General features: G+C 63.8%; 25 protein-coding genes and 1 pseudogene. 12 read left to right on the top strand and 14 right to left on the bottom strand.

The annotated features are described in order from the left end of the window. Positions 1–3 precede the first annotated feature (3 nt). Genes LOY54_RS03225 through LOY54_RS03235 form a run of 3 tightly spaced genes read left to right on the top strand, consistent with a single transcriptional unit; the run spans position 4 to position 2,351 of the window. Positions 4–579 carry a YfiR family protein gene (locus LOY54_RS03225; RefSeq protein ID WP_045195814.1) on the top strand — a complete coding sequence of 192 codons (576 nt, stop codon included), beginning with the start codon at positions 4–6 and terminating at the stop codon, positions 577–579. After that, positions 576–1,847 carry a diguanylate cyclase domain-containing protein gene (locus LOY54_RS03230; RefSeq protein ID WP_045195816.1) on the top strand — a complete coding sequence of 424 codons (1,272 nt, stop codon included), beginning with the start codon at positions 576–578 and terminating at the stop codon, positions 1,845–1,847. Before LOY54_RS03225 ends, LOY54_RS03230 begins: the two co-directional genes overlap by 4 nt. A gap of 12 nt (positions 1,848–1,859) precedes the next feature. Then, on the top strand, positions 1,860–2,351 hold the full coding sequence (locus LOY54_RS03235; protein WP_371128691.1) for an OmpA family protein: 492 nt from the start codon (positions 1,860–1,862) through the stop codon (positions 2,349–2,351). Here the strand turns inward: LOY54_RS03235 and LOY54_RS03240 are convergent, their stop codons facing one another. Continuing rightward, positions 2,352–3,299, bottom strand: a complete 948-nt coding sequence (locus tag LOY54_RS03240; RefSeq protein WP_045195818.1) for a LysR family transcriptional regulator — start codon at positions 3,297–3,299, stop codon at positions 2,352–2,354. A gap of 136 nt (positions 3,300–3,435) precedes the next feature. On the opposite strand from LOY54_RS03240, the gene LOY54_RS03245 reads away from it, so the two are divergent. Next, a complete protein-coding gene (locus tag LOY54_RS03245) occupies positions 3,436–4,962 on the top strand; it encodes a CoA-acylating methylmalonate-semialdehyde dehydrogenase (RefSeq protein ID WP_093387789.1) in 1,527 nt (508 codons plus the stop codon). 10 nt (positions 4,963–4,972) lie between these two features. Continuing rightward, positions 4,973–5,860 (top strand): 3-hydroxyisobutyrate dehydrogenase, encoded by an 888-nt coding sequence (gene mmsB / locus LOY54_RS03250; protein ID WP_258609246.1) that lies wholly within the window; start codon positions 4,973–4,975, stop codon positions 5,858–5,860. A gap of 101 nt (positions 5,861–5,961) precedes the next feature. On the opposite strand, the gene LOY54_RS03255 is transcribed toward mmsB, so the two are convergent. Together LOY54_RS03255 and LOY54_RS03260 are read right to left on the bottom strand one after the other, a co-directional pair. Continuing rightward, a complete protein-coding gene (locus tag LOY54_RS03255; protein ID WP_045195824.1) occupies positions 5,962–6,306 on the bottom strand; it encodes a cupin domain-containing protein in 345 nt (114 codons plus the stop codon). Between the two features lie 105 nt (positions 6,307–6,411). Next, complete coding sequence (locus tag LOY54_RS03260; protein ID WP_258596320.1) at positions 6,412–7,320, bottom strand: LysR family transcriptional regulator; 909 nt, start codon at positions 7,318–7,320, stop codon at positions 6,412–6,414. Positions 7,321–7,422: 102 nt separating this feature from the next. Between LOY54_RS03260 and LOY54_RS03265 the strand changes: the two genes are divergently transcribed. Next, positions 7,423–8,181, top strand: a complete 759-nt coding sequence (locus LOY54_RS03265) for a TSUP family transporter (protein ID WP_045196566.1) — start codon at positions 7,423–7,425, stop codon at positions 8,179–8,181. 3 nt (positions 8,182–8,184) lie between these two features. On the opposite strand, the gene LOY54_RS03270 is transcribed toward LOY54_RS03265, so the two are convergent. The 7 genes from LOY54_RS03270 to LOY54_RS03300 are packed head-to-tail and all read right to left on the bottom strand — an operon-like array spanning position 8,185 to position 14,898. After that, positions 8,185–9,117, bottom strand: coding sequence for a phosphatidate cytidylyltransferase (locus LOY54_RS03270; protein WP_045195828.1), 933 nt, complete (start codon positions 9,115–9,117; stop codon positions 8,185–8,187). Between the two features lies 1 nt (position 9,118). Beyond that, on the bottom strand, positions 9,119–9,742 hold the full coding sequence (locus LOY54_RS03275; protein WP_045195830.1) for a 1-acyl-sn-glycerol-3-phosphate acyltransferase: 624 nt from the start codon (positions 9,740–9,742) through the stop codon (positions 9,119–9,121). Positions 9,743–9,753: 11 nt separating this feature from the next. Continuing rightward, positions 9,754–10,212 carry a hypothetical protein gene (locus tag LOY54_RS03280; protein ID WP_258609249.1) on the bottom strand — a complete coding sequence of 153 codons (459 nt, stop codon included), beginning with the start codon at positions 10,210–10,212 and terminating at the stop codon, positions 9,754–9,756. Continuing rightward, positions 10,209–11,528 (bottom strand): phosphatase PAP2/dual specificity phosphatase family protein, encoded by a 1,320-nt coding sequence (locus LOY54_RS03285; protein ID WP_258609251.1) that lies wholly within the window; start codon positions 11,526–11,528, stop codon positions 10,209–10,211. Before LOY54_RS03285 ends, LOY54_RS03280 begins: the two co-directional genes overlap by 4 nt. Then, positions 11,528–13,282, bottom strand: a complete 1,755-nt coding sequence (locus tag LOY54_RS03290) for a bifunctional alpha/beta hydrolase/class I SAM-dependent methyltransferase (RefSeq protein ID WP_045195835.1) — start codon at positions 13,280–13,282, stop codon at positions 11,528–11,530. Before LOY54_RS03290 ends, LOY54_RS03285 begins: the two co-directional genes overlap by 1 nt. 30 nt (positions 13,283–13,312) lie before the next feature. After that, positions 13,313–13,918, bottom strand: coding sequence for a CDP-alcohol phosphatidyltransferase family protein (locus tag LOY54_RS03295; RefSeq protein ID WP_258609253.1), 606 nt, complete (start codon positions 13,916–13,918; stop codon positions 13,313–13,315). Positions 13,919–13,965: 47 nt separating this feature from the next. Continuing rightward, positions 13,966–14,898: a LysR substrate-binding domain-containing protein gene (locus LOY54_RS03300; RefSeq protein WP_258609255.1), complete on the bottom strand. Its 933-nt coding sequence runs from the start codon at positions 14,896–14,898 to the stop codon at positions 13,966–13,968. Positions 14,899–14,975: 77 nt separating this feature from the next. Between LOY54_RS03300 and LOY54_RS03305 the strand changes: the two genes are divergently transcribed. Then, a complete protein-coding gene (locus tag LOY54_RS03305; RefSeq protein WP_258609257.1) occupies positions 14,976–15,740 on the top strand; it encodes a sulfite exporter TauE/SafE family protein in 765 nt (254 codons plus the stop codon). Here LOY54_RS03305 and LOY54_RS03310 read toward each other — a convergent pair. Further along, positions 15,730–16,044: a putative quinol monooxygenase gene (locus LOY54_RS03310; RefSeq protein WP_093387814.1), complete on the bottom strand. Its 315-nt coding sequence runs from the start codon at positions 16,042–16,044 to the stop codon at positions 15,730–15,732. The two genes, LOY54_RS03305 and LOY54_RS03310, sit on opposite strands and share 11 nt — an antisense overlap. 191 nt (positions 16,045–16,235) lie before the next feature. Between LOY54_RS03310 and LOY54_RS03315 the strand changes: the two genes are divergently transcribed. The 3 genes from LOY54_RS03315 (at position 16,236) to ggt (ending at position 19,575) form a co-directional block, all read left to right on the top strand. Next, positions 16,236–16,826: an NAD(P)H-dependent oxidoreductase gene (locus LOY54_RS03315; RefSeq protein WP_045195845.1), complete on the top strand. Its 591-nt coding sequence runs from the start codon at positions 16,236–16,238 to the stop codon at positions 16,824–16,826. Between the two features lie 67 nt (positions 16,827–16,893). Continuing rightward, positions 16,894–17,790 carry a LysR family transcriptional regulator gene (locus LOY54_RS03320; protein ID WP_045195847.1) on the top strand — a complete coding sequence of 299 codons (897 nt, stop codon included), beginning with the start codon at positions 16,894–16,896 and terminating at the stop codon, positions 17,788–17,790. 117 nt (positions 17,791–17,907) lie between these two features. Continuing rightward, positions 17,908–19,575 (top strand): gamma-glutamyltransferase, encoded by a 1,668-nt coding sequence (gene ggt / locus LOY54_RS03325; protein WP_093387817.1) that lies wholly within the window; start codon positions 17,908–17,910, stop codon positions 19,573–19,575. A 69-nt stretch (positions 19,576–19,644) separates the two neighbouring features. Here the strand turns inward: ggt and LOY54_RS27530 are convergent, their stop codons facing one another. From LOY54_RS27530 to LOY54_RS03335, 3 genes and pseudogenes are all read right to left on the bottom strand, one after another. After that, the gene (locus LOY54_RS27530; protein ID WP_371128692.1) at positions 19,645–20,508 is read right to left on the bottom strand and encodes a methyl-accepting chemotaxis protein; all 864 of its coding nucleotides are present in this window, start codon (positions 20,506–20,508) and stop codon (positions 19,645–19,647) included. Beyond that, positions 20,500–21,564: pseudogene (locus tag LOY54_RS27535) on the bottom strand (methyl-accepting chemotaxis protein); the annotation flags it as partial. The gene LOY54_RS27530 and the pseudogene LOY54_RS27535, both read right to left, overlap by 9 nt. 198 nt (positions 21,565–21,762) lie before the next feature. Continuing rightward, entirely contained in the window at positions 21,763–22,647 is an 885-nt protein-coding gene (locus tag LOY54_RS03335; protein WP_045195853.1) for a neutral zinc metallopeptidase, read from the bottom strand. A gap of 200 nt (positions 22,648–22,847) precedes the next feature. On the opposite strand from LOY54_RS03335, the gene pcaH reads away from it, so the two are divergent. Then, positions 22,848–23,567 (top strand): protocatechuate 3,4-dioxygenase subunit beta, encoded by a 720-nt coding sequence (gene pcaH, locus LOY54_RS03340; protein ID WP_258609260.1) that lies wholly within the window; start codon positions 22,848–22,850, stop codon positions 23,565–23,567. 11 nt (positions 23,568–23,578) lie between these two features. Next, the gene (gene pcaG, locus LOY54_RS03345) at positions 23,579–24,184 is read left to right on the top strand and encodes a protocatechuate 3,4-dioxygenase subunit alpha (RefSeq protein ID WP_258609262.1); all 606 of its coding nucleotides are present in this window, start codon (positions 23,579–23,581) and stop codon (positions 24,182–24,184) included. The last annotated feature ends 20 nt before the right edge of the window (positions 24,185–24,204 follow it).

A 24,204-nucleotide genomic window follows, 5' to 3' on the forward strand; every position in this document is an offset into this window, starting at 1 on the left:
CTCATGAATGTGGCCGCCCCGACATCGGGACGTGTGACGAGCCTGACGCGTTCGCTGCTGGCCGCGATGCTGTTGCTGTTCGCCGCGCAGGCCGGTGCCGAGGCTGAGGTCACGTCGAACCTGGCCGAGCAGCGAGCCAAGGCAGTCACCCAGGTTGTGCTGGGTATCCTCAGTTACGCACGCTGGCCGGTTGAGCCGGCACAACTGCGCCTGTGCCTGATCGGCCCGACCGAATATGCCGACGATCTGGTCAAAGGCACCACCCAGGCCACCGGTCGCCCGGTGCTGGTGCGCCGCTTGCTGGCCAGCGACCCGCGCATCGCCAATGAGTGCGATGCGATCTATATCGGCAAGCTCAGCCAGGACGAACGTAGCCGGTTGTTCACTGCGTTGAGCGGTCATCCGGTGCTGAGCATGAGCGAGGCCGATGACCCGTGCACGGTCGGCAGCCTGTTCTGCCTGCGGGTCGGCGATCGCCAGGTAGCGTTCGACGTCAACCTCGACTCGGTGGCGCGCAGCGGCGTGCGCATCCACCCCAGCGTGCTGCAGCTCTCGCGGCGGCGGGCGGCGCAACCATGATTGGCTTTGGCAAGGGGCGCGAGCGCCCGACCCTGCGTGCCGTGCTTGGTCGCCGCCACCTGAGCGTGGCGCTGCTTGCCGTCGGCCTTGCCGGGGTCTCGCTGACCCTGCTCGGCGTGCTGGCCTTGCGCGTTTACGCCAATCACAACCTGCACCTGATTGCCCGTTCGATCAATTACACCGTGGAAGCGGCAGTGGTATTCAACGACGCCGGTGCGGCCAACGAAGCGCTGGCGTTGATTGCCACCACGGAAGAAGTCGCCGACGTCAAGGTGTTCGACGACAATGGCGAGCTGCTGGCGCGCTGGCAGCGCAATGACAGCGGCCTGCTGGCGCAGACCGAGCAACTGATCGCCCGCAGCCTCCTGGAAGAGCCGATCATTCTGCCGGTGCTGCACCAGGGCCAGCAGGTCGGGCGTATCGAACTGGTGGGGCAGGGCGGCAGCCTGGTGCGCTTCCTGCTCAGCGGCCTGGCCGGGATCCTGTTGTGCACGGCGCTCAGCGCTTTCAGTGCGCTGTACCTGTCGCGGCGTATGTTCGGCGACATTGTCGGGCCGCTGCGCAGCCTGGCCAACGTCGCCCATGCTGCGCGCCGCGAGCGCAGCTTCGACCGCCGCGTGCCACCGGCGCAGATCGCCGAGCTCAACGAGCTGGGCAACGACTTCAACGCCTTGCTTGACGAGCTGGAGTCGTGGCAGAGCCACTTGCAGAGCGAGAACGAAAGCCTGGCCCACCAGGCCAGCCACGACAGCCTCACCGGCTTGCCGAACCGGGCGTTTTTCGAAGGCCGCCTGAGCCGCACTCTGCGCAATGCGCAAAAGCACAATGAACACCTGGCCTTGCTGTTTCTCGACAGCGACAACTTCAAGGAGGTCAACGACAACTTTGGCCACGCCGCTGGCGATGAAGTGCTGATCAGCGTGGCCACCCGGGTGCGTGCGCAGCTTCGTGAAAATGATCTGGTGGCTCGCCTGGGCGGTGACGAATTCGCCGTGCTGCTGGCGCCACTGCACGCGCACGAAGACGCCCGGCGCATCGCCGAGAAGATTGCCGCCAGCATGAAACTGCCAATCCGCCTGAGCGAAGGGCAGATCATCGTCACGTCGCTGAGCATCGGTATTGCCTATTTTCCCGACGACGGCGGTAATCCTTCCGACCTCCTCAATGCCGCTGATGCGGCGATGTATCAGGCCAAGCGCAACTTGCGTGGCCAGGGGCAAATGGCAGAGCCGGAGCGCTCTGCTCATCATGTAAAAAACAGGAGCTGAACCGTGATTCATTTGAGCCAACGACTACGTTTTCATTTTATCTGCCTGGCCCTGGCGTTGTTCGCCCTGGGCGGCTGCCAGAGCGTGCCACCCAAAGGGTTGACCGCCGAACAGATTGCCCTGCTCAAGCAGGAGGGCTTTCAGCTCACCGATGAAGGCTGGGAGTTCGGCCTGTCGAGCAAAGTGCTGTTCGGCAGCGATGTCGACACCCTCAACGCCCAGAGCCGGACGATTGTCGAGCGCATCGGCAAGTCGCTGCTGTCGGTGAACATCCAGCGCGTGCGGGTCGACGGCCATACCGATGCCTCGGGCCGCGCGGCCTACAACGAACAACTGTCCAAGCGCCGCGCACAGAGCGTGGCCAATGTGCTGGTCGGCGTCGGCATGCGCCCGGAAAACGTCGAAACCCGCGGCCTGGGCAGCAGCGAGCCGGTGGCCAGCAACGACACCCGCGCCGGACGCCTGGAAAACCGCCGGGTGTCGATCGTGGTCGCCTCCGACTGATCAGTCGGCAAAGCTCATCGCGCGCGACTCGCCCATCAGCAGCGGGGTGTTGCGCTCGGTGACATCGCGGATGTAATCCCACAACAGGGTGATCCGCTTCAACTTCCTCAAATCCTCCCGGCAGTACATCCAGAACTGCCGGGTAATCTCTACCTCCTCCGGCAGAATCGCCACCAGGCGCGGGTCTTGTGCGGCCAGAAAACACGGCAGGATCGCCAGGCCACGGCCCTGCTGCGCCGCTACATACTGGGCGATCACGCTGGTACTGCGCAGGTTGGCGCTGGCGGCCGGAATCAGGTTGGCCAGGTACAGGAGCTCGGAACTGAAGGCCAGGTCGTCGACATAACTGATGAACTGATGGCGGGCCAGGTCGCTGCTGCGGGTGATCGGCTCGTGGCTGTCCAGATATTCCTGGGTGGCGTACAGGCGCAGGCGGTAATCGCACAGCTTGCAGCACACGTAGGGCCCGTGTTCCGGGCGCTCGAGGGCGATGACGATGTCGGCCTCGCGCTTGGACAGGCTGATGAAGTGCGGCAGCGGCAGGATGTCCACCGAGATCGCCGGGTAGGCATCAACGAAATGGCTCAGCTGCGGGGTGACGAAGAAGCTTCCAAATCCTTCGGTGCAGCCCATGCGTACATGCCCCGACAACGCCACGCCGGAGCCGGAAACCTGCTCGCAAGCCATGTGCAGGGTGCTTTCGATGGATTCGGCATAGCTGAGCAGGCGCTGGCCTTCGGCGGTGAGGACAAAGCCGTTGGTCCGCGACTTTTCGAACAACAGAGTGCCCAGCGCCACTTCCAGCGAACTGATCCGCCGCGACACCGTGGTGTAGTCGACGCCCAGGCGTTTGGCCGCGCTACTGGCCTTGCGGGTACGCGCCACTTCAAGGAAAAACTTCAGGTCATCCCAGTTCAGCGACCCCAGGGAGGTGATGTTTTTTTGCATGTTGGTCCGGCTTTTATGTGCGTTCTTATTAGATGTTTGCACATCTATACTCCAAAAAAGCCCTGGACCCAAGCGCCCGCCGTGGCTGACCCGGTGGCGTCGATCTCTCCCTAACAACAATTTCAGGAGAACGCACATGAACGCATCCCTTACTCCCGGCCAGACCAAGGTCGAGCAGGTCAAGCTGCTGATCGACGGCCAATGGGTCGAATCGAAAACCAGCGAATGGCGCGACGTGGTCAACCCGGCCACCCAGCAAGTGCTGGCCCGCGTCCCCTTCGCCACCGCCGAAGAAGTCGACGCCGCCATCGCCGCCGGCCAGCGTGCGTTCAAGACCTGGCGCGACACCCCGATCGGCGCGCGCATGCGCATCATGCTCAAGCTGCAGGCGCTGATCCGCGAACACTCCAAGCGCATCGCCGTAGTCCTCAGCGCTGAACAGGGTAAGACCATTGCCGACGCCGAAGGCGATATCTTCCGCGGCCTGGAAGTGGTCGAGCATGCCTGCAGCATCGGCACCTTGCAGATGGGCGAGTTCGCCGAAAACGTTGCCGGTGGCGTCGACACCTACACCCTGCGCCAGCCGATCGGCGTCTGCGCCGGTATCACCCCGTTCAACTTCCCGGCGATGATCCCGCTGTGGATGTTCCCGATGGCCATCGTCTGCGGCAACACCTTCGTGCTCAAACCGTCCGAACAGGACCCGCTGTCGACCATGCTGCTGGTGGAGCTGGCGGTCGAAGCCGGTGTGCCGGCCGGCGTGCTCAACGTCGTCCATGGTGGCAAGCAGGTGGTCGATGCGCTGTGCACCCATACCGATATCAAGGCGATCTCTTTCGTTGGCTCCACCGAGGTTGGCACCCACGTCTATAACCTGGCGGGGCAGCACGGCAAGCGCGTGCAATCGATGATGGGCGCCAAGAACCACGCCGTGGTGCTGCCGGACGCCAATCGCACGCAAACCCTCAATGCCCTGGTTGGTGCCGGTTTCGGCGCGGCTGGCCAGCGCTGCATGGCCACCTCGGTGGCGGTGCTGGTGGGCAAGGCCCGCGAGTGGCTGCCGGAGCTCAAGGAGCTGGCTTGCAAACTCAAGGTCAACGCTGGCAGCGAGCCGGGCACCGATGTCGGCCCGCTGATTTCCAAGCGCGCCAAGGAGCGGGTGCTGGGCCTGATCGAAAGCGGTATCAAGGAAGGCGCCACGCTCGAGCTCGACGGCCGCGAGGTCAGCGTGCCGGGCTACGAGCAGGGCAACTTCGTCGGCCCGACCCTGTTCTCCGGGGTGACCACCGACATGCAGATCTACACCCAGGAAATCTTCGGCCCGGTGCTGGTGGTGCTGGAAGTCGACACCCTCGACGAAGCCATCGCCCTGGTCAACCGCAACCCCTTCGGTAACGGCACTGGCCTGTTCACCCAGAGCGGCGCGGCGGCGCGCAAGTTCCAGAACGAGATCGACGTCGGCCAGGTCGGCATCAACATCCCGATCCCGGTGCCGGTACCGTTCTTCAGCTTCACCGGCTCGCGCGGCTCCAAGCTCGGCGATCTGGGCCCGTACGGCAAACAAGTGGTGCAGTTCTACACTCAGACCAAGACCGTCACCAGCCGCTGGTTTGATGATGACAGCGTCAACGATGGCGTGAACACCACCATCAGCCTGCGCTAAGGAGCTCATCATGCGTATTGCATTCATCGGCCTTGGCAACATGGGCGCGCCCATGGCCCGCAACCTGATCAAGGCCGGGCATCAGCTGAACCTGTTCGACCTGAACAAGACCGTGCTGGCAGAGCTTGCCGAGCTCGGCGGGCAGATCAGCAACTCGCCGCGCGATGCCGCGCAGCAGAGCGAACTGGTGATCACCATGCTGCCGGCCGCCGCCCATGTGCGCGGCGTGTACCTCAACGAAGATGGCGTGCTGGCCGGGGTAAAGGCCGGGACCCCGGTGGTCGACTGCAGCACCATCGACCCGCAGACCGCCCGTGACGTAGCGGCCGCAGCGGCCAAACAGGGCGTTGACCTTGCCGATGCGCCGGTGTCCGGTGGTACCGGCGGTGCCGCAGCCGGCACCCTGACCTTCATGGTCGGCGCCAGCGACACGCTGTTCGCCACCTTGCAGCCGGTGCTGGCGCAGATGGGCCGCAACATCGTCCACTGCGGCGAAGTCGGCACCGGGCAGATCGCCAAGATCTGCAACAACCTGCTACTGGGTATCTCGATGATCGGCGTGTCCGAAGCCATGGCGTTGGGCAACGCGTTGGGGATCGACACCAAAGTCCTGGCCGGGATCATCAACAGCTCGACCGGCCGTTGCTGGAGTTCGGACACTTACAACCCGTGGCCGGGCATCATCGACACGGCCCCGGCATCGCGCGGCTATACCGGTGGCTTTGGTGCCGAGCTGATGCTCAAGGACCTGGGCCTGGCGACAGAAGCCGCGCGTCAGGCGCACCAGCCGGTGATTCTCGGCGCGGTGGCCCAGCAGCTGTACCAGGCCATGAGCCTGCGCGGCGAGGGTGGCAAGGATTTCTCGGCGATTGTCGAAGGTTATCGCAAGCCCGAGTAAAAGAGCATCGCCAGCAAGGCTGGCTCCCACAGGTACTGCGCACACATCATTCTGTGGGGGCTGGCCTTGCCAGCGATGGGCTGCCTGGGCAGCCCCAACTGTCAGGCAAAAACGAAGTACTTGCGCACCGTCTCCACCACCTCCCAGGTGCCTTTCATCCCAGGTTCGATGACGAACACGTCACCGGCCTTCAAATGTACCGGCTGCTCACCTTCCGGGGTGATCACGCAGTAGCCGTCGAGGAAGTGGCAATACTCCCACTTCTCGTAATGGACCTGGAACTTGCCCGGCGTACAGATCCAGGTGCCCATGATCTTGCTGCCATCGGCCGACACATAGGCGTTGAGGTTGACGGTGTGCGGGTCGCCGCCGATGCGTTGCCACTTGGTCGCATCCAGCACGGGGGTAGGGCAGGTCTCGCGCAGCACGGTGATGAAATCGGACATTCCAGGCTCCAGAGGATGACTCAAAGGTCCATCACCATAGGCGCGATCGGCGCCGGGCAGATGTCTGGTCTCGACCTTTGGCTGTCTGGGAGCGCAAACCTTCGATTAGCGCTCGAGGCTGTCACCAAAGCCGCGGATCACTTCCAGCAGCGCCTTGACTCGCTGCGGCAAGCTGCCGGCCGGGTACACCGCATGCATTTGTGGGCTGTCGCCGTTGCTGGCGGTCAGCCGGTACTCGGCACAAACCCGCTGCAAGCGCCCGGCCTGCACCTCGGGTTCGGCCAGCCAGTCGGCCAGGCGGGCGATGCCGACGCCGGCCAGGGCGGCCTGGAATACAGCGATCCCGGAGCTGAAGCGAAACTTTGGATGCACCCGCAGGCTGACGGCCTGGTCGGCGCTGCGAAACTGCCATTCCTTGAGGATCCGCGGCGCGGTATGCAGGATCAGCGCGTGTGCTTCCAGCGCCTCGATTGAGGCGGGCATGCCGTGTTTTTGCAGGTAGGCAGGGCTGGCATACAAGGAGCGCGAGTAGCGCCACAGCGGATAACCGATCAGTTCGCTGTCCTGGGCAAAGGCGCCACGAATGGCGAAGTCCAGTTTGCTCTTGGCCGGGTCGATCGGCTCGTCGCTGAAGATCACATCGACGTTCACCTGCGGGTAGCGTTCGCCATATCGCGCAATCAGGCCAGGCAATACCGGCGCCAGTGATTCGGGGGCGCAGAACCGCACCCAGCCGGAGGCCAGGCCGCTGAGCCCGGCCAGCTCCTCATCGGCCTCACGTTGCAGATCAAGCATTTTGTCGGCATAGGGCAGCAGGCGCTCGCCGGCCTCGGTAAGGCTCACGGCATTGGCCGAGCGGTTGAACAGCTTGGCCCCGGCGTTTTCCTCAAGGGCCTGCACAGCGCGGGTTACAGCACTGGGCGAGCGCCCCAGAGCGCGTGCCGCAGCGACGAAGCTGCGCTTGCGGGCAACCATTGCGAAGGCTTCCAGCTCCGCGAGCATATCCAGGGCCATGCACTACCTCGTTGCAGTTTTTGCAATATGGCATTGCAACACAAAACCCGGCCGTTGGTTAACCTTGGCGCGCCCTTCTTTGACTGCCAGAGCCTGAAACCCATGGTCGATATCGTTGTGCTTTGCGTGTTTGCCTTTGCCGCCGGGCTGATCGATGCGGCAGTCGGTGGTGGCGGGTTGATCCAGATTCCGGCGCTGTTCAACGTGCTGCCAGCATCGCCCCCGGCTGCCTTGCTGGGCACCAACAAGGTTGCCTCGGCCTGCGGCACGGCGTTTGCCGCCCGCTCGTTCGTGCGCAAGGTGGTGATCGACTGGGGGCTGGTGGTTCCGGCGGCCTGTGCGGCCTTTGCCATGGCCTTCGTCGGCGCCGCCACGGTATCGCTGGTGCCGCAAGGGCTGATGCGCCCCGCGGTGCTGGTGCTGATCGTGCTGATGGCGATCTACACCTTCTGGAAAAAGGACTTCGGTGCCCTGCACAAACCGATGCGCATCGGCACCCGCGAAAAATTGCTGGCGATCGTCATCGGCGGCGCCATCGGTTTTTACGATGGCCTGTTCGGACCGGGCACCGGCAGCTTTCTGATCTTCCTGTTCATTCGCTGCTTCGCCTTCGACTTCCTGCATGCCTCGGCGTCGGCGAAACTGGTGAACATCGCCACCAACGTCGCCGCATTGATGTTCTTCATTCCCACCGGCAACGTGCTCTACCTGATCGCCATTCCCATGGCCGCCTTCAACATCCTTGGCGCGCTGACTGGCACCTGGCTGGCAGTGCGCAAGGGCGTACCCTTCGTGCGCGCGCTGTTCCTGGTGTTGCTGCTCATACTGATCGGCAAGCTGTCCTACGATCTGTTGGTATAACGCTTACGCCCACCAGTAACGCACGAAGTGGAAGAACACCGGCGCGGCGAAGCATACCGAGTCCATGCGGTCGAGCATACCGCCGTGGCCTTCGATCATGTGGCCCCAGTCCTTGACGCCGCGATCGCGCTTGATCGCCGACATCACCAGGCCGCCGGCAAAGCCCATGAGGTTGACGGTCAGGGCCATCAGCGCCGCCTGCCAGAAGCTGAACGGCGTGATCCAGCACAGGGTGGCGCCAATCAGGGTGGCCAGGGCCACGCCGCCAACCAGGCCTTCGACGGTCTTTGACGGCGACAGCTTCGGCGCCACCTTGTGTTTGCCGAACAGCTTGCCGCAGACGTACTGCAGCACATCGGAGATCTGCACCACGAGGATCAGCCAGGCGATCAGCAGCAGGTTGCGGCCTTCGTATCCGGGGATGTCCAGGGTCATCAAGGCCGGTACCGAGGACAGGCAGTAGACCGCGATCATCAAGCCCCACTGCACCTTCGAGGCACGCTCGAGAAAGCGCGTGGTGTCGCCGCCGAAGCTGGCGAGAATCGGCAGCAGCAGGAACAGGTAGACCGGGATGAAAATGCTGAACAGCCCGTACCAGTCCATGGCGATCAACAGGTACTGCACCGGCAGGGCGACGTAAAAGGCCGCGACCAGTGCCGGGTAGTCGCTGCGCCGGGTGGGTGTCAGGGTGAGGAATTCACGCAAGGCGTAAAACGACACACAGTAGAACAGCAGGATCACGCCCAGCTTGCCGAACAGAAACGCCAGGCCGATGACCAGGACCATCACCCACCAGGCGTTGATCCGCGCGTTGAGGTTGTCGATCACCGCGTGGGGGGCGGGGCCGGCGCGCCATTTGAGCAGGCGGCCGATCAGGCTGGCGAGCAGCAGCAGGCCGCCGATGCCGGCGAACAGCGAAAGGGTGTTGTTGTCCATCTCAGGATTCCTTCGGGGCCAGGGCCAACAGGGCCTGGCGGGCCCGGTCGAGAAACGCGTGCTTGCTTTCGTCCGCTTGCAGGTGCAGCGGCTCACCAAAGCTCAGGGTGCACAGCAAGGGCAGCGGCAGGGCGCGACCCTTGGGCATGACCCGGTTGAGGTTGGCGATCCACACCGGGATCACCTCGACCTGCGGGTGGGCGCTGGCCAGGTGGAACAGGCCGCTCTTGAACGCCAGCAACGGTTCGTCGCTGAGGTTGCGCGTGCCTTCGGGGAAGAAGATCAGCGAATCGCCCTGGGCCAGCGCATCCTGGATAGGTTGCAGGGGATTGCTTTGGGCGTCGTTGTGCTGGCGATCGATCAGCACGCCATTGAACACCCGCTTGATCAGAAACTGGCGGACACCGGGTTTTTGCCAGTAATCGGCACCGGCCACCGGCCGCGTGTGCTGGCGCAGCGGCTGGGGCAGCGAGGCCCAGATCAGCACGAAGTCGCCGTGGCTGCTGTGGTTGGCGTAGTACAGCCGTTGCACCGGTTGCGGCGTGCAGCCCAGCCACAAGGCGCGGGCGCCGGTGATCAGGCGGGCGACCGAGGTGATGGCAAAGGCGGTGAGGGCAGCAAGCATGGGCAAGGTCCTTATCCGGCGAAATGAAGCAAGGGCAACAGTAGGATGCCGACCAGCGCCAGCACGGCCTGTACGGCAAAGCACAGCAGTTGTTTGCGCAGCAGGCCCAGCGCCGCCAGGCCGCGTGCCTGCCAGTCGCGGTTATCGGCCGGGTTGGCTTTCAGGCCCAGGCTGAACAACGACTGGTCCAGCGCCTGGGTGTGTTGCGCAAGCTGATCGCTGCGCGTGGCCAGGTGCGCAAACAGGTCGGCGTCCAGCGCGACGCGCATGGCAAAGAACTTTTGCAGCAAGCCTGCCAGCAACAACAGGCCGCTCAGTACTGCGCAGTATCCCGGGGCAGGCGAGCCGATCAGCAGCGCCGCCAGGCCAAGCAGCACCGCCAGCAGGCTGATGCCGTCGGCCAGGCGCTCGACCTGGCGGCCGCGCTTGAGCAGGCTGGCAACCACGGCCAGGTGGATTTCATCGCTCACAGGCAAGGCTCCGTTTGCAGGCGTTCGATTACCCGCAGGTGCTGCGGGTGCAGGACCACCCCAGGGCGAGCCTGGCTGATGCGCTGTTGCGCTTGCCCGGCATTGGTGCAACGGCCGCTGAGCACCAGCCAGGCGGCTACGGCGCTGGCGCTTCGCGAATAACCGAGCGCGCAACAGACCAGCACCGGGCCCTGGGCACGCAGCTGTTCGATGGCCGCCGCCGCTTCCCGGCAGCGCTCGGCCGTGGGCACCACCAGGTCGAGGCTGGGCAGCGCACGATAAGCCTGGCCCGGGGCAACCGAGGCGGGTAGTTCGGCGCACAGGTCGACGATGGCGGCGAACTGCGCCGCTTGCCCCTTGCCCGGAATCCGCCCCAGGTACACGCCGTCGCAAACTTCATCCGCTTGCGGATGGCGCCGGGTCCACCAGCGCGAATTGAGCCAGGCGCCGATCAGGTAGGGCGCCAGCAGCCAGCGCGTGGCGTACGACAGCTGGCCGTCGGCGCCTTTCTGAAAACCTTCGGCGCCCAGTTGCGCGTAGTTGAGTGCCACCACCAGCAGCGCCACCGCCGGCCACAACAACCACAGGGCAACGCCTGCAAGGTACAACGCCAGACCACCCAGCAGGGCGGCGCCGGCGAAGTAACGCAAGGCCAGGCGCCAGCGCTGCGGACCACGGGCAAGTTGCATAGGGCGCAGTACCGGCTGACCCGCAACCGGCCACAGCCAGCAACACAGCACCCCCACCAGCGCGCCGCTGGGCAGGTCGATAAAGTGGTGTTGCCAGGTGGTCAGCACCGACACGCCGATCAACGCCATCCAGCCATGCACCAGCAAGCGCGGCAGCCTGGCGTGGATATGCCGGGCAAACATCGCCCAGATGATCACCAGCAAGGCGATGTGCAGTGATGGCGCCTGGTTGAAGGGTTTGTCAAAGCCCATCAGCACATCGAACAGCCAGCCGAACAGGCCATCCAGCGCGGGCCGCTCAACGGTAAAACGCAACGGCCAGAGCAGAAACCCGAGGATGCAGATGACTTGCGCACTGAGCAGGCGCAGGGCGTGGCGGTCCATCTCCAGGCGACTTAGCGGCAACAGGAACGACAGCCCGTAAAGCAGGTCGATCGACCAGTAGGGGATGATGGTCCAGGGCCACAGCGGGATATGGCCTTCCCAGGCGAACACCAGGCTGCCGACGTCGCTGCGCCCGGCGGTGTAGGTGTTGGTCAGGCCGTAGCTGAGAAAGAACAACGGCCCCAGCAACAGCAGCCAGAGCACCCCGCGCTTGATCAAGCCTGGCTCGCGTGCCGTGCTCATCAAACGACCCGCTGGGCCAGGCTGACGCTGAAGATGCCCCACTCATCAATACGCTGGCAGACCTTGCGAAAGCCGGCCGCCTCGACCAGTTGGTCCATTTCCACCTGGCTGCGCCGGCGCATCACCCAGGCCTGGCCGGCGCGGTGGCTGGTCAGGGCGCGGGCGATCATCTCCAGCTGCGGGTGCCAGGGCTGGCCGGTGTACACCAGGTAACCACCGGGCTCCACCGCCTGGGCCAGGCCGCTCAGGGAGTCGCCAACCATCTGGTTGCTGGCGAACAGCTCATACAGGCCCGAAACCACCGCCAGGGTCGGGCGTGGATCGAGGCTGGCCAGGCTCTGGGCATCGAAGGCATCGCCCTGGACAAAGCGGGCAATGTCGGCCAGGCCCTTTTCGGCGATCAGCGCGCTGCCCTGCTGGACATTGAGCTCGCTGTAGTCGCGCAGCAGGATCGACTCCGGCTTGCGTTCCAGGCCCTGCAATGCTTCGAGGATGTAGCGGCCATGGCCGGCAGCGATATCGACGATATCCACCGGCTTGCCCTGTTCGCGCAGGCGTTCGATGGCCAGGCGCAGCAGCTCTTCGACATGCAGTTTGCGCTGGCGGATGCCGCGCCAGCCGATGGCGTTGAGGTAGTTCTGGTCGATCATGCGCCCGATCGCGCCCTTGCCGGTGGGCTGGTTGCGGTAGATGTAGTCCAGCGTGCTGCCCGAGTCGAAGCCGGTGTCAAAGCCCAGCTTGACCCCGTCCGACAAACCCTTGCCCAGCCGCAGGCCGGCGCGGGTGGCGCGCCAGTAAAGATCGGCCGGCGAGTTGCGCGGCAGCGGCGCGGCCAGGCTTTCGGCTTCGGCGCAGCTGGCGCCCAGTTGGTCGGCAGCGAGCAGCGAAGGGCGCTGCGGCGCCAGGCTGAAGCAGTGCTCGATAAACCGCCGGATCCGCGCCAGGGCATGGCTGCGGTCACGCTCGCCAAGGGTGTCGTGGAAGAATCCGGGGAGGATGTGTTTCTCTTTGTGCACGCTGCCCAGGCGTTCGAAGAACTGCTCCTGGGGTTTGCGCTTGACCACGAAATCGGCGCCGGAAATCAACAGCTGGGTCGGCACCTGAATCGCCTGGGCATCGGCCACCACGCGGTCGGCGGCTTCATACAGGCCAAGCAGCATGGTCACCGAAATCGGCCGGCTGATCAGCGGGTCGCTTTCGTACGAGGCGATGCGCTCGGGGTCGTGGCTGAGCAGGCGCGGCTTGACGTAGCTGTTGACGAAGAAGTTGCCGCGCCAGGCGCGCATCAGCTTCAGCCCCGGGCGGGCGAAAGGCACGTAGAGCTTGACCTTGAAGGCCGGCGAGGCCAGTACCAGGCAGCGTACCTTGGGCGCGTAGTCGTGGGCCCAGGTGGCGATCAGTACGGCGCCGACGCTTTGCGCCAGCACCGCCATGTCCTCTTCGGCGATGCCGTGCTCGCGGGCGATGTGCTCGATGAAGGTCTGCACGTCGCGCACGCTGCAGGCAAAGCTTGGGCTGTCGCCACGGGCGCCAGGCGACTGGCCGTGGCCACGGGCGTCCCAGGCGAAGAAGTCGTGGTCGGGCAGTTGCAGCTCATCGGCCAGATGGGCCATGCGCCCGCCGTGTTCGTGGCCGCGGTGGAACAACACCACGGCACGCCGTGGCTGGTCGTCAGCGACCTCGGCGGGCCAGTGGCGGTAATGCAGTTCGACGCCGTCGTGGGTGGTGAAGTGCAGCGATTGCGCGTTGCGCATGGCAAATATCCTTATCTGGCACAAAGTGCTTCAGCGGGTTTGCGCCAGACCGCGGCTGACCCGGTTGTAGAGGGTATAGAGCGAGAGCAGCAAGATCACCAGCAGCACGCCTTTGAGCCAGCTGGCCGGCAACAGGCCGCTGGCAACGCCGGCACCGAGCACGCCGAAGGCAAAGGCCCGGTCGCTTTTGCCCATCGGGCCGTCGTAGCGGCGTTCAGCGCCGACCAACGGGCCCATGACCCCGGCGTATTCGCTGATCAGCGCCGCCAGCACGACGATCACCACCAGCGCCGACGACACCCCCGGCAGCAGCGCGAAGGGCAGGTACAGGGCGCTGTCGGCGACCAGGTCGCAGAGTTCGTTGTAGTAGGCGCCGAGCTTCGATTGCTGGCCGAACTCGCGGGCGAGCATGCCGTCGATGGCATTGAGGGCCATGCGCAGCAGCATCCATACCGGCACCAGGGCGAACAGCCAGGTGAGGTGTGGCAGCCAGGCCAGCAACAGGCCGAGCAGAACGGAAACCACGGCGGCGCTCAGGGTTACCTGGTTGGCAGTGACGCCGCGTTGGTACAGGCGCTCGACCGTCGGGCGCAACAGCGCCTGGAAGCGGGGTTTGAGCTGGTAGATCGACGGCACGGTGAAACTCCCTTTTACGACTCGGTTGGCGATCAGTGCAGCAACAGCTAGGTCCGCGGGGGCGATTGTCGGTGGATTGCCCCTGCCGGAGCAATAGCGCTGGCACTCAGGCAGTCGATCAAGGCCTGGGCATGCCCGGGCAGGCTGGCAAAATCCCGGCTGCACAGGCGCAGCTGGCGTTTTGCCCAGGGCTCGTTCAGCGCCAGGCTGTGCAACGGCAATAGCCCCTGCCAGCGCTGCACCGCGGCCATCGGCACGATGCCCAGGCCAGCGCCGTGGGCGACCATGCGGATCACCCCGTCAAACCCTTCAGCGCGCACCCGCACCTGCAGGCGCCGGCCCAGATGCAGGGCTTGTTCTTCAAGGTGCAGGGCCAGGGCGCTGTCGGCTTGCCGGCCAACGTAGCCGTGGCCGAGGGTGTCGGCAAAGCGCAGGTTGGGGTTGGCGGCCAGCGGGTGGGCGGGCGGCATGATCAACATCAGCGGGTCGTCGCGAAACGCCAGGGTTTGCAGGTGTTCGCTGGCCACCGCGCTGGAGATGATGCCGATATCGGCCACACCCTGGGTGATGGCCTGGACGATGCGCAGGCTCGGCAGTTCGTGGATGTCGATATCGATGGCCGGGTATTGCCGGAGAAACCCGGCGAGCAATTCCGGCAGGTATTCGGTCAGCGCTGCGGTATTGCACAACAGCCGCACCTGGCCCTGCAGGCCCTGGGCGTATTGCCCGAGGTCGAACTGCAGGCGCTCGACCTGCTGGGCGATCAGCCGCGCATGCTGCAGCAGCGCCTGCCCGGCAGGCGTGGCCTGCACCCCGCGACGGTTGCGTTCAAGCAGCGGCGTACCCAGCGAACTTTCCATGGCGCGGATGCGCGCGCTGGCGGCGGGCAGCGACAGGTGGCTGCGCTGGGCGCCGGCGGTGATGTTGCCGCACTCCAGGGTGTGCTGGAACAGGCGCAGGTCAATCAGGTCGAAATGCATCAGCCTCTTCCTGGGCAATAGTCTGACTGAGTATATGGCAGATTTTCAGCCTGGGTGGCAGGGTGCAGGATAGTGCCATGACTACCTTCTTTGGCTTCTATCAGGATATCGGTCCAGCGCTGTCGCTGCTGGTCATTGTCACCTTCGTGCTGGCCGGTGCGGTCAAGGGTGTGATCGGCCTTGGCCTGCCGACCATCGCCATGGGCCTGCTCGGCATGGCTATGTCTCCGGCGCAGGCAGCGGCCTTGCTGATTGTGCCTTCGACCCTGACCAACCTCTGGCAACTGGCCTTTGGCGGGCACCTGCGCGCCTTGCTGAAACGGCTGTGGCCGATGCTGGCGCTGATCTTTATCGGCACCTTGCTCGGTAGCGCCTGGCTGGGCATCAACAGTGGCGCCTGGGCGGCACATGCCTTGGGAGGGGCGTTGCTGGTGTATGCGTTGTACGGCCTGCTCGGCCGCGGGATGAGCCTGGCGCCTGCGCATGAGTCCTGGATCGGGCCGTTTTGCGGGCTGATCACCGGGGTGATCACGGCGGCCACCGGAGTCTTTGTGATTCCCGCAGTGCCTTATCTGCAAAGCCTGGGCCTGAGTCGCGAGGAAATGGTCCAGGCCCTGGGCCTGTCATTCAGCGTCTCGACCCTGGCCCTGGCAATCGGCCTGGCCGGCCAGGATGCGCTCGGCGCCCAGGCCCTGGGCGCGTCATTGCTGGTGCTGGCGCCGGCGCTGCTGGGCATGCTCGGCGGCCAGTGGCTGCGTCAGCGCATCAGCGCGGTGCTGTTCAAGCGCTGCTTCTTTATCGGCCTGGCGCTGCTTGGCACCCACCTGTTGCTCAACGGCTAGCCGAGGAGGGGCTGAGCATCTCGATCAGCTGGATATCGAAGTCGCGCTCCAGGTAGTCCATGCGTTTTTCGAAGAACGCCGCCATGTGCGGCAGGGCCGAGTGCACATCCAGTGCGGCCTTGCTGGCCCAGATCTCGTAGAACACAAACAGGCTTGGGTCCTGCTGGTCGCGCAGCATGTGGTATTCGATGCAGCCCGGCTCCTGGCGGCTGGGCTCGACGTAGGCGCGAAACAGCGTTTCGAAGGCTTCGGACATTTGCGGTCGGGTCTTGGCTTTGAGGATGAAACCGTACTGCTCGCTCATGGAGATGCCTCTGAATGGAAGAAGTGAAACGATTCTATGGCAACAATAAGCGCTTGATTCGTGCTTTTTAGGCAAATGTATTTTGCCCCGGCACGGCTGTTTCCCCGCGAGGCCTGCCTCTAATCTGCCGCCATCAAATTCACTCGGTCACAGGCTTCTTTGCCCCTGATCGAACATAGATGAGGCACCCCATGAAAAAAGTCCTGTTGCTCAACGGTGGCAAGAAGTTCGCCCACTCCGATGGCCGCCTGAACGAAACCCTGCACGAAGCCGCGCTGGCCTTCCTGGACCGCGCAGGGTTCGATGTGAAAACCACCTACATCGATGGCGGCTACGACAACGCCGAAGAAGTGCAGAAATTTCTCTGGGCCGACGTCATCATCTATCAGATGCCCGGCTGGTGGATGGGCGCCCCTTGGACCGTCAAGCAGTACCTGGACGAAGTCTTCACTGCTGGCCATGGCAGCCTCTACGCCAACGACGGCCGTACCCGTTCCGATGCGTCGCAAAAGTACGGCAGCGGTGGCCTGATCCAGGGCAAACAGTACATGCTGTCGCTGACCTGGAACGCACCGCAGCAGGCGTTTGACGACCCGGCCGACTTCTTCGAAGGCAAGGGCGTGGACGCGGTGTACTTCCCGTTCCACAAGGCCAACCAGTTCCTCGGCATGAGCGGCCTGCCGACTTACCTTGCGGTGGATGTGATGAAGCGCCCCAACGTCGAGGCCGCTGTGGCCGCCTACGAGCAGCACCTGGCCGAGGTTTTCCAGACCCAGGCCTGATGAAGCCTTGCGCAAGCCGCGCCAAGCGGCTATCTATCACGGCTGTTGCCAACCCCGGGGTACAGCCGTGAAAGCCAGGTCCGATGAATTGCAGGTGTTCGTCTCGGTGATCGAGTGCGGCTCGATTTCCGCGGCCGCCGAGCAGGGCGGGCAGACGCCGTCGGCGATCAGCCGGACCCTGTCGCGCCTGGAAACCAAGCTCGGCACCACCCTGATCAACCGCACCACCCGGCGCATGGACCTGACCGAAGAAGGGCGGTTTTTCTTCGAGCGGGCCAAGTCGATCCTGCAGCAGATGGACGAGCTCGAAGAGCACCTGTCGGTGCACCACCAGACGCCGTCCGGGCGCTTGCGCATCAACGCCGCGCTGCCGTTCATGCTCCACGCCATCGTGCCCTGGGTCGGTGAGTTTCGCGCGCTGTACCCGCAGATCCAACTGGAGCTCAACACCAGCGACCTGATCATCGACCTGATCGAGCAGAGCACCGACGTCGCCATTCGCATCGGCGAGCTGGCCGACTCCAGCCTGCATGCCCGCGCCCTCGGTTGCAGCCCGTTGAACCTGCTGGCCAGCCCCGAGTACCTGGCCCGGCATGGCACGCCCGAGCGGGTTGAAGACCTGCAAGGCCACGCGCTGCTTGGCTTTACCCAGACCGAAACCCTCAACCACTGGCCGCTGCGCCATGCCGAAGGCGACCGCCTGCTGATCCGCCCGGCGCTGTCGGCCTCCAGCGGTGAAACCCTGCGCGAACTGGCCTTGGCCGGTGAGGGCATCGTCTGCCTGTCGCACTTCATGACCCATGAAGACATCCGCAGCGGGCGCCTGCAGGTGCTCCTGGCCGAGCACAACAGCGGCTATCGCCAGCCGATCAATGCGGTGTACTACCGCAACACCCAGCTGGCGCTGCGCATCCAGTGCTTTCTCGATTTCATTCAGAACAAGCTGGCGATCTACGCCTGCTGAAGCGTCCATCTGCGACAGCTTCTGCCTATGCGCGGCGAAAACTCCTACGGTGTTTGATAACTTGTCTGACATCAGCCTTAATGGCTGTTCAACGAAAACAACACTAAGGAAGCTCTCATGCGCGTTGTGATGTTCCGATCCCTGGCCCTCGGCGCCGCGATCCTCGCCAGTAACGCGGCTTACGCGGTTACCCTGGAGGGCGGTGCAGTTGCGGCACCCGATCAATATGGTGCACAGGTCGCCGCCGATATCCTGAAAAAAGGCGGCAACGCGGTGGATGCGGCCGTGGCCACCGCCTTCACCCTGGCGGTCACCTACCCCGAGGCGGGCAACATCGGTGGTGGTGGTTTCATGACCCTGTATGTTGACGGCAAGGCCTACTTCCTCGACTACCGCGAAACCGCGCCGAAGGCCGCCAGCCGCAACATGTACCTGGACGACAAGGGCGAGATCATCGAGAACCTCAGCCTGGTCGGTTCCCGCGCTGCCGGCGTGCCCGGTACGGTGATGGGGCTGTGGGAGGCGCATCAGAAATTCGGCAAGCTGCCGTGGGCCGAACTGCTGACCCCAGCGGTCGGTTATGCCAAGAACGGCTTCAAGGTCGCCTCCAAACAGTACCAGTACCGCGAAGACGCCCTGGGCCTGTTCAAGGACAGCACCAACTTCAACGACTATTTCGGCAGCATGAAAGTCGGCGAGACTTTCAAGCAGCCGGAGCTGGCGCAAACCCTGGAGCGCATTGCCGACAAGGGTGTCAGCGAGTTTTACCAGGGCAAGACCGCCGACCTGCTGGTGGCGCAGATGCAGGCCGACAAGGGCCTGATCAGCAAGGACGACCTCAAGGACTACAAAGCCGTCTGGCGTGAGCCAATGAAGATCGACTGGCGTGGCAACACGGTCTATACCGCGCCGCTGCCAAGTTCGGGTGGCATCGCCCTGGCCCAGCTGCTGGGCATCAAGGAAGCGCGCGCCGCCGACTTCAAGGGCGTCGAGCTGAATTCGGCGCGCTACATCCACCTGCTGGCCGAGATCGAAAAACGCGTGTTCGCCGACCGCGCCGACTACCTCGGTGACCCGGCGTTCTCCAAGGTGCCGGTCGAGCAACTGATCGCCAAGGACTACATCGCCAAGCGCGCCCAGGAGGTCAACCCGACGGCCATCTCGGACACCGAGAAAGTCCGCCCGGGCCTTGAACCGCACCAGACCACGCACTTCTCCATCGTCGACAAGGACGGTAATGCGGTCAGCAACACCTACACCCTGAACTGGGACTATGGCAGCGGTGTGGTGGTCAAGGGCGCAGGCTTTTTGCTCAACGACGAAATGGACGACTTCAGCTCCAAGCCGGGCGTGGCCAACGCCTTTGGGGTGGTCGGTGGCGACGCCAACGCGATCGAGCCGGGCAAGCGCATGCTGTCGTCGATGAGCCCGAGCCTGGTGACCCGCGATGGCAATGTCACCCTGGTACTGGGTACCCCCGGTGGTTCGCGGATTTTTACCTCGATCTTCCAGGTGTTGAACAACCTCTATGACTACAACCTGCCGCTGGAAAAAGCCGTGGCTGCGCAGCGCGTGCATCACCAGTTGCTGCCCAAGGACACGATTTATTTCGATGCTTTTGCACCGCTTAACGGCAAGGTTGCTGAAGAGCTGAAGAAGATGGGCTACACCCTGGAAGATCAGGGTTGGGAGATGGGCGACATCCAGGCGATCCGGGTTAATGGCACGGCGCTGGAAACCGCTTCCGATCCGCGTGGGCGGGGTGTGGGGCAGATCGTTAAATAGGTGTTGAGTTGATCGCGGGTCAAGCCCGCTCCTACAAACCTGTAGGAGCGGGCTTGACCCGCGATGCGTTTAAACGCGGAAGTGGCTGACCATGGTCTGCAACTGGTTGCCCAGCCGCGCCAGTTCAACGCTCGACGCCGCGGTCTCGTCACTGGCCGCGGCGGTCTGCTCGGACACATCGCGAACATTGAGAATGCTGCGGCTGATCTGTTCGGCCACTGCGCTCTGTTGCTCCGCCGCCGCCGCAATCTGCTGGTTCATCGACTGAATGTTCGACACCGTACGCGTGATGCTTTCCAGCGAAGCACCGGCCTTGCGGGTCAGCTCGACGCTGCTGTCGGTCAGGTTGCGGCTGCCAAGCATGACATTGGCCACCTGCTGGGTACCGCTCTGCAGGCCGGCGACCAGCTCTTCGATTTCTTCGGTGGACTTCTGCGTACGCTGGGCCAGGCCGCGAACTTCGTCGGCGACCACGGCAAAACCACGCCCTGCTTCACCGGCGCGGGCCGCTTCGATGGCCGCGTTGAGGGCCAGCAGGTTGGTTTGCTCGGCCACCGACTTGATCACGTCCATGACGCTGCCGATCTTCTGGCTTTCCTGTTGCAGCAGGCCCATGGCCTCGGTGGAGCGGTGCACCTCTTCGGCCAGGCGTTCGATCTGGCTGATCGCTTCGGCGACAACCTGGTCACCGGCACGGGCCTGACCATCGGCTTCGGTGGCAGCCTCGGAAGCATGCTCGGCATTGCGCGCAACTTCCTGCACGGTGGCGGCCATTTCGTGCATGGCGGTGGCGACCTGGTCGGTTTCAACTTTCTGGCTGTTGACCCCGGCGCTGGTCTCTTCGGTAACAGCCGAGAGTTCTTCGGCAGCGCTGGCGATCTGCGTGACGCCGTCGCGGATGCCGGTGATCAGGTCACGCAGGGTCGAGCCCATGCGCTGGATGCCTTGCTGCAACACGCCCAGTTCGTCACGGCGGGTGACGCGCATGTTATGGGTCAGGTCGCCGGCGGCGATCTTCTCGACCACGGCCAGGGTTTCACGCAACGGGCGAGTGATCTGACGGGTGATGATTACCGCAGCCAGGATGCCGACCAGCAGTGCCAGCAAGGTGGCCGTCAGCTGCAGGGAGCGGGCCTGGGTGCTCTCGCTGTCGCGGCGGTCCAGCTGGATCTGGTACAGGGCGTCGCTGGTCTTGACGATATCGGCGCCTTGAACGGTCATTTCCTGACGCGCTACGGCGATATCGGCAGTGGCGTCGCGGAACTGGCGTACAGCGTCACGGTAGGCCATCACTGCGGATTCAAACTGCTTGATGCGCGTCGCTTCGCCTGGCATCTGGCGGTTCAGGCCGGCGATTTCGGCCAGGGCGGTATCGAGCTGACGCAGGGCCAGTTGCTCGGTCTCGCTGCTGATGTCGGCGATGTAGCTGCGCACGGCCAGGCGAACCAGCAGCAGTTGCTCCTTGGCCTGGGTGATGGTGCGGAACTGCTCCAGGCGGCTGGCGTCACCCTCGGGCAGGGCCAGCACGTCGCGGTTGATCGCTTCGATCAGTTCGATAGCGCGGGCTGCGGCCTGGTTCATCGAGTCGCGTGCGGCCAGGCTGGTCTTGTAACCGGCGCGCATCTTGTTGATCGACACCTGGTATTCGCTGATGGTCTGGCCCAGCTCCTGGAGCAGCTTGATGTTCTCCGGGCTCTTGAAGCTCTTGAGCAGTTTTTGCTGCTGCTCGCTGAAGGCATTGAGCTTGACCTGGACGTTGCCGGCCGCGGCGTCGTCGCCATTGGTCAGCATGTACTGCAGGCGGGTGATGCGCAGGTTGGTCAGGTCACTGTTGAGCTGGGTAATGTCGCTCATCCAGTTGCTGCGATCGATCAGGCTGCCCAGGCTATTCCAGCCGGTCAGGGCCAGCAGGCCGGTCAGCAACAGCACCAGGCCAAAGCCCAGGCCGAGTTTCAGGTTGACGCTGATGTTGGCAAACCAGCTATTCATGCAATCCCTCCAGGAACGTTGTGCTTCTTGATCCGAATCGGTGGAAGGTTGTTGTTATTGATGGCCAGCCGATGTTCTGAGCAGGGTTTATCGGCGGCTTGCGCCGGAGCTGAAACGCTTTTTCAGCAAAAATGATCAGCGGTAGGTAACAGGGGATTTCTGCGGCCAGCCCGAGGCTTCAGGCGGCCGCAAAATGGCTCAGAGCGAGCGTGCGCCGAAGGTGTCGCACTGGTTGATATCGCCCTTGGCGAAGCCGGTCTTGAACCAGCGCTGGCGCTGTTGCGAGGTGCCGTGGGTGAACGAGTCCGGTACTACGCGGCCCTGGCCCTGCTGCTGCAGGCGGTCGTCACCGATGGCGTTGGCGGCGTTCAGGGCTTCTTCGATATCGCCCGGTTCCAGCCAGTTCAGGCGTTTTTGCGCCTGGTAGGCCCAGACCCCGGCCAGGCAGTCGGCCTGCAGTTCCTGGCGTACCAGCAAACCGTTGTCGCCTTCCATGCGCTCACCGCGCTGGCGTGCGGCCTGGATCTTGGCCGAAACGCCCAGCAGGGTTTGCACATGGTGGCCGACTTCGTGGGCGATCACGTAAGCCTGGGCAAAATCGCCGGCGGCCGAGAAGCGCTGTTCCATTTCACGGAAAAAGCTCATGTCCAGGTAGACCTTCTGGTCGGCCGGGCAGTAGAACGGCCCGACTGCCGAAGAGGCAAAGCCGCAGGCTGAGTTGATCTGGCCGCTGAAGAGGATCAGGTTGGGGTCTTTATACTGGCGGCCGGCCTGGGCAAAGATGGCCTTCCAGGTGTCTTCGGTGTCGCCCAGCACCGACCTTACGAATTCCGCCTGCTCGTCATTGGCCGGTGGTGCCTTGCCGGTGCCGGTGGTCACTGGCGCGGTCTGTTGCTGGCCCATCTGCCCGGCCAGCTGGCCGAGGATCTGCAGCGGGTCCTGGCCGGTGATCCAGCCAATCCCGACAATCAACAGGATCGCGCCGATGCTCAGGCCCTTGCCACCGCCGAAGCGCATGCCGCCACCGCCCTCGCCACGGGCATCGACCACATTGTCGCTACGCCTGCCTTTTCGCCATTGCATGAGTGCTCTCCGGAGCTTGGAAACATGAGGACAAAGATTAGTTCACGGCGCGGGGCTCTGTCAGATTCCTGATTTATACATAACCATTTGGTTATGAATGGCGCTGTTCTTTTCAGTATTCGCCGGACCCTGCATACCGGAAACTGCAAGCTCGCCTGCCACGCCCAGGCCCTCCAATAATTCCAAGACAGGAGAACGGCATGTCTGCACAAGACAACAGTCGCTTCGCTATCCGTGATCGCAACTGGCACCCGAAAGCCTTGACCCCAGATTACAAGACCTCCGTCGCGCGCTCGCCGCGCCAGGCCCTGGTGAGCATCCCGCAGTCGATCAGCGAAAGCACCGGTCCGGATTTCTCCCACCTGAAATTCGGCCCTAACGATCATGACCTGCTGCTCAACTTCAATAACGGCGGCCTGCCGATCGGTGAGCGCATCGTCCTTGCCGGGCGCGTCTGCGACCAGCACGGCAAACCAATCCCGCACACCCTGGTAGAGATCTGGCAGGCCAACGCCGGTGGCCGCTACCGGCACAAGAACGACCGCTACCTGGCGCCGCTGGACCCCAACTTCGGCGGTGTCGGCCGTGCGCTGACCGACAGTGAAGGTTTTTACAACTTCCGCACCATCAAGCCGGGCCCGTACCCATGGCGCAATGGTCCCAACGACTGGCGCCCGGCGCATATCCATGTGTCGATCAGCGGTCCGTCGATTGCCACGCGGCTGATCACCCAGCTGTATTTCGAAGGCGATCCGTTGATCCCGATGTGCCCGATCGTCAAGTCGATTGCCAACCCTGACGCGGTGCAGAGCCTGATCGCCCGGCTGGACATGAGCAATGCCAACCCCATGGATTGCCTGGCCTATCGCTTTGACATCGTGTTGCGCGGACAGCGCAAGACCCACTTCGAAAACTGCTGAGGAGGCGCCCCATGCCTATCGAACTGCTGCCGGAAACCCCTTCGCAGACCGCCGGCCCCTACGTGCATATCGGCCTGGCCCTGGAGGCCGCCGGCAACCCGACCCGCGACCAGGAAATCTGGAACTGCATGGCGCAAGCCGACGCGCCGGGCGAACACATCCTGGTGTTCGGCAACGTCTATGACGGCAACGGCCATCTGGTGCGCGACTCGTTCCTGGAGTTCTGGCAGGCCGACCACAACGGCAATTACCAGGGCGATTTCAACCTGGAAAAAACCTTCAACAGCTTTGGCCGTACCGCCACCACCTTCGATGCCGGTGAGTGGACCCTGCACACCATCAAGCCGGGCGTGGCCAAGAACGCCGCCGGCGTGCCGATGGCGCCGCACATCAACGTCAGCCTGTTTGCCCGGGGTATCAATATCCACCTGCAGACGCGCCTGTACTTCGATGACGAAGCCCAGGCCAATGCCCAGTGCCCGGTGCTCAACCTGATCGAGCAGCCGCAGCGGCGCGAGACCCTGGTGGCGACCCGTTGCGAGGTAGATGGCAAGCTGGCGTATCGCTTTGATATCCGCATTCAGGGTGAAGGCGAGACGGTGTTCTTCGATTTCTGATCGCGGTATATCTATCGCGG

The sequence above is a fragment of the Pseudomonas sp. B21-032 genome (genome assembly GCF_024748965.1).
GTDB lineage: Bacteria > Pseudomonadota > Gammaproteobacteria > Pseudomonadales > Pseudomonadaceae > Aquipseudomonas.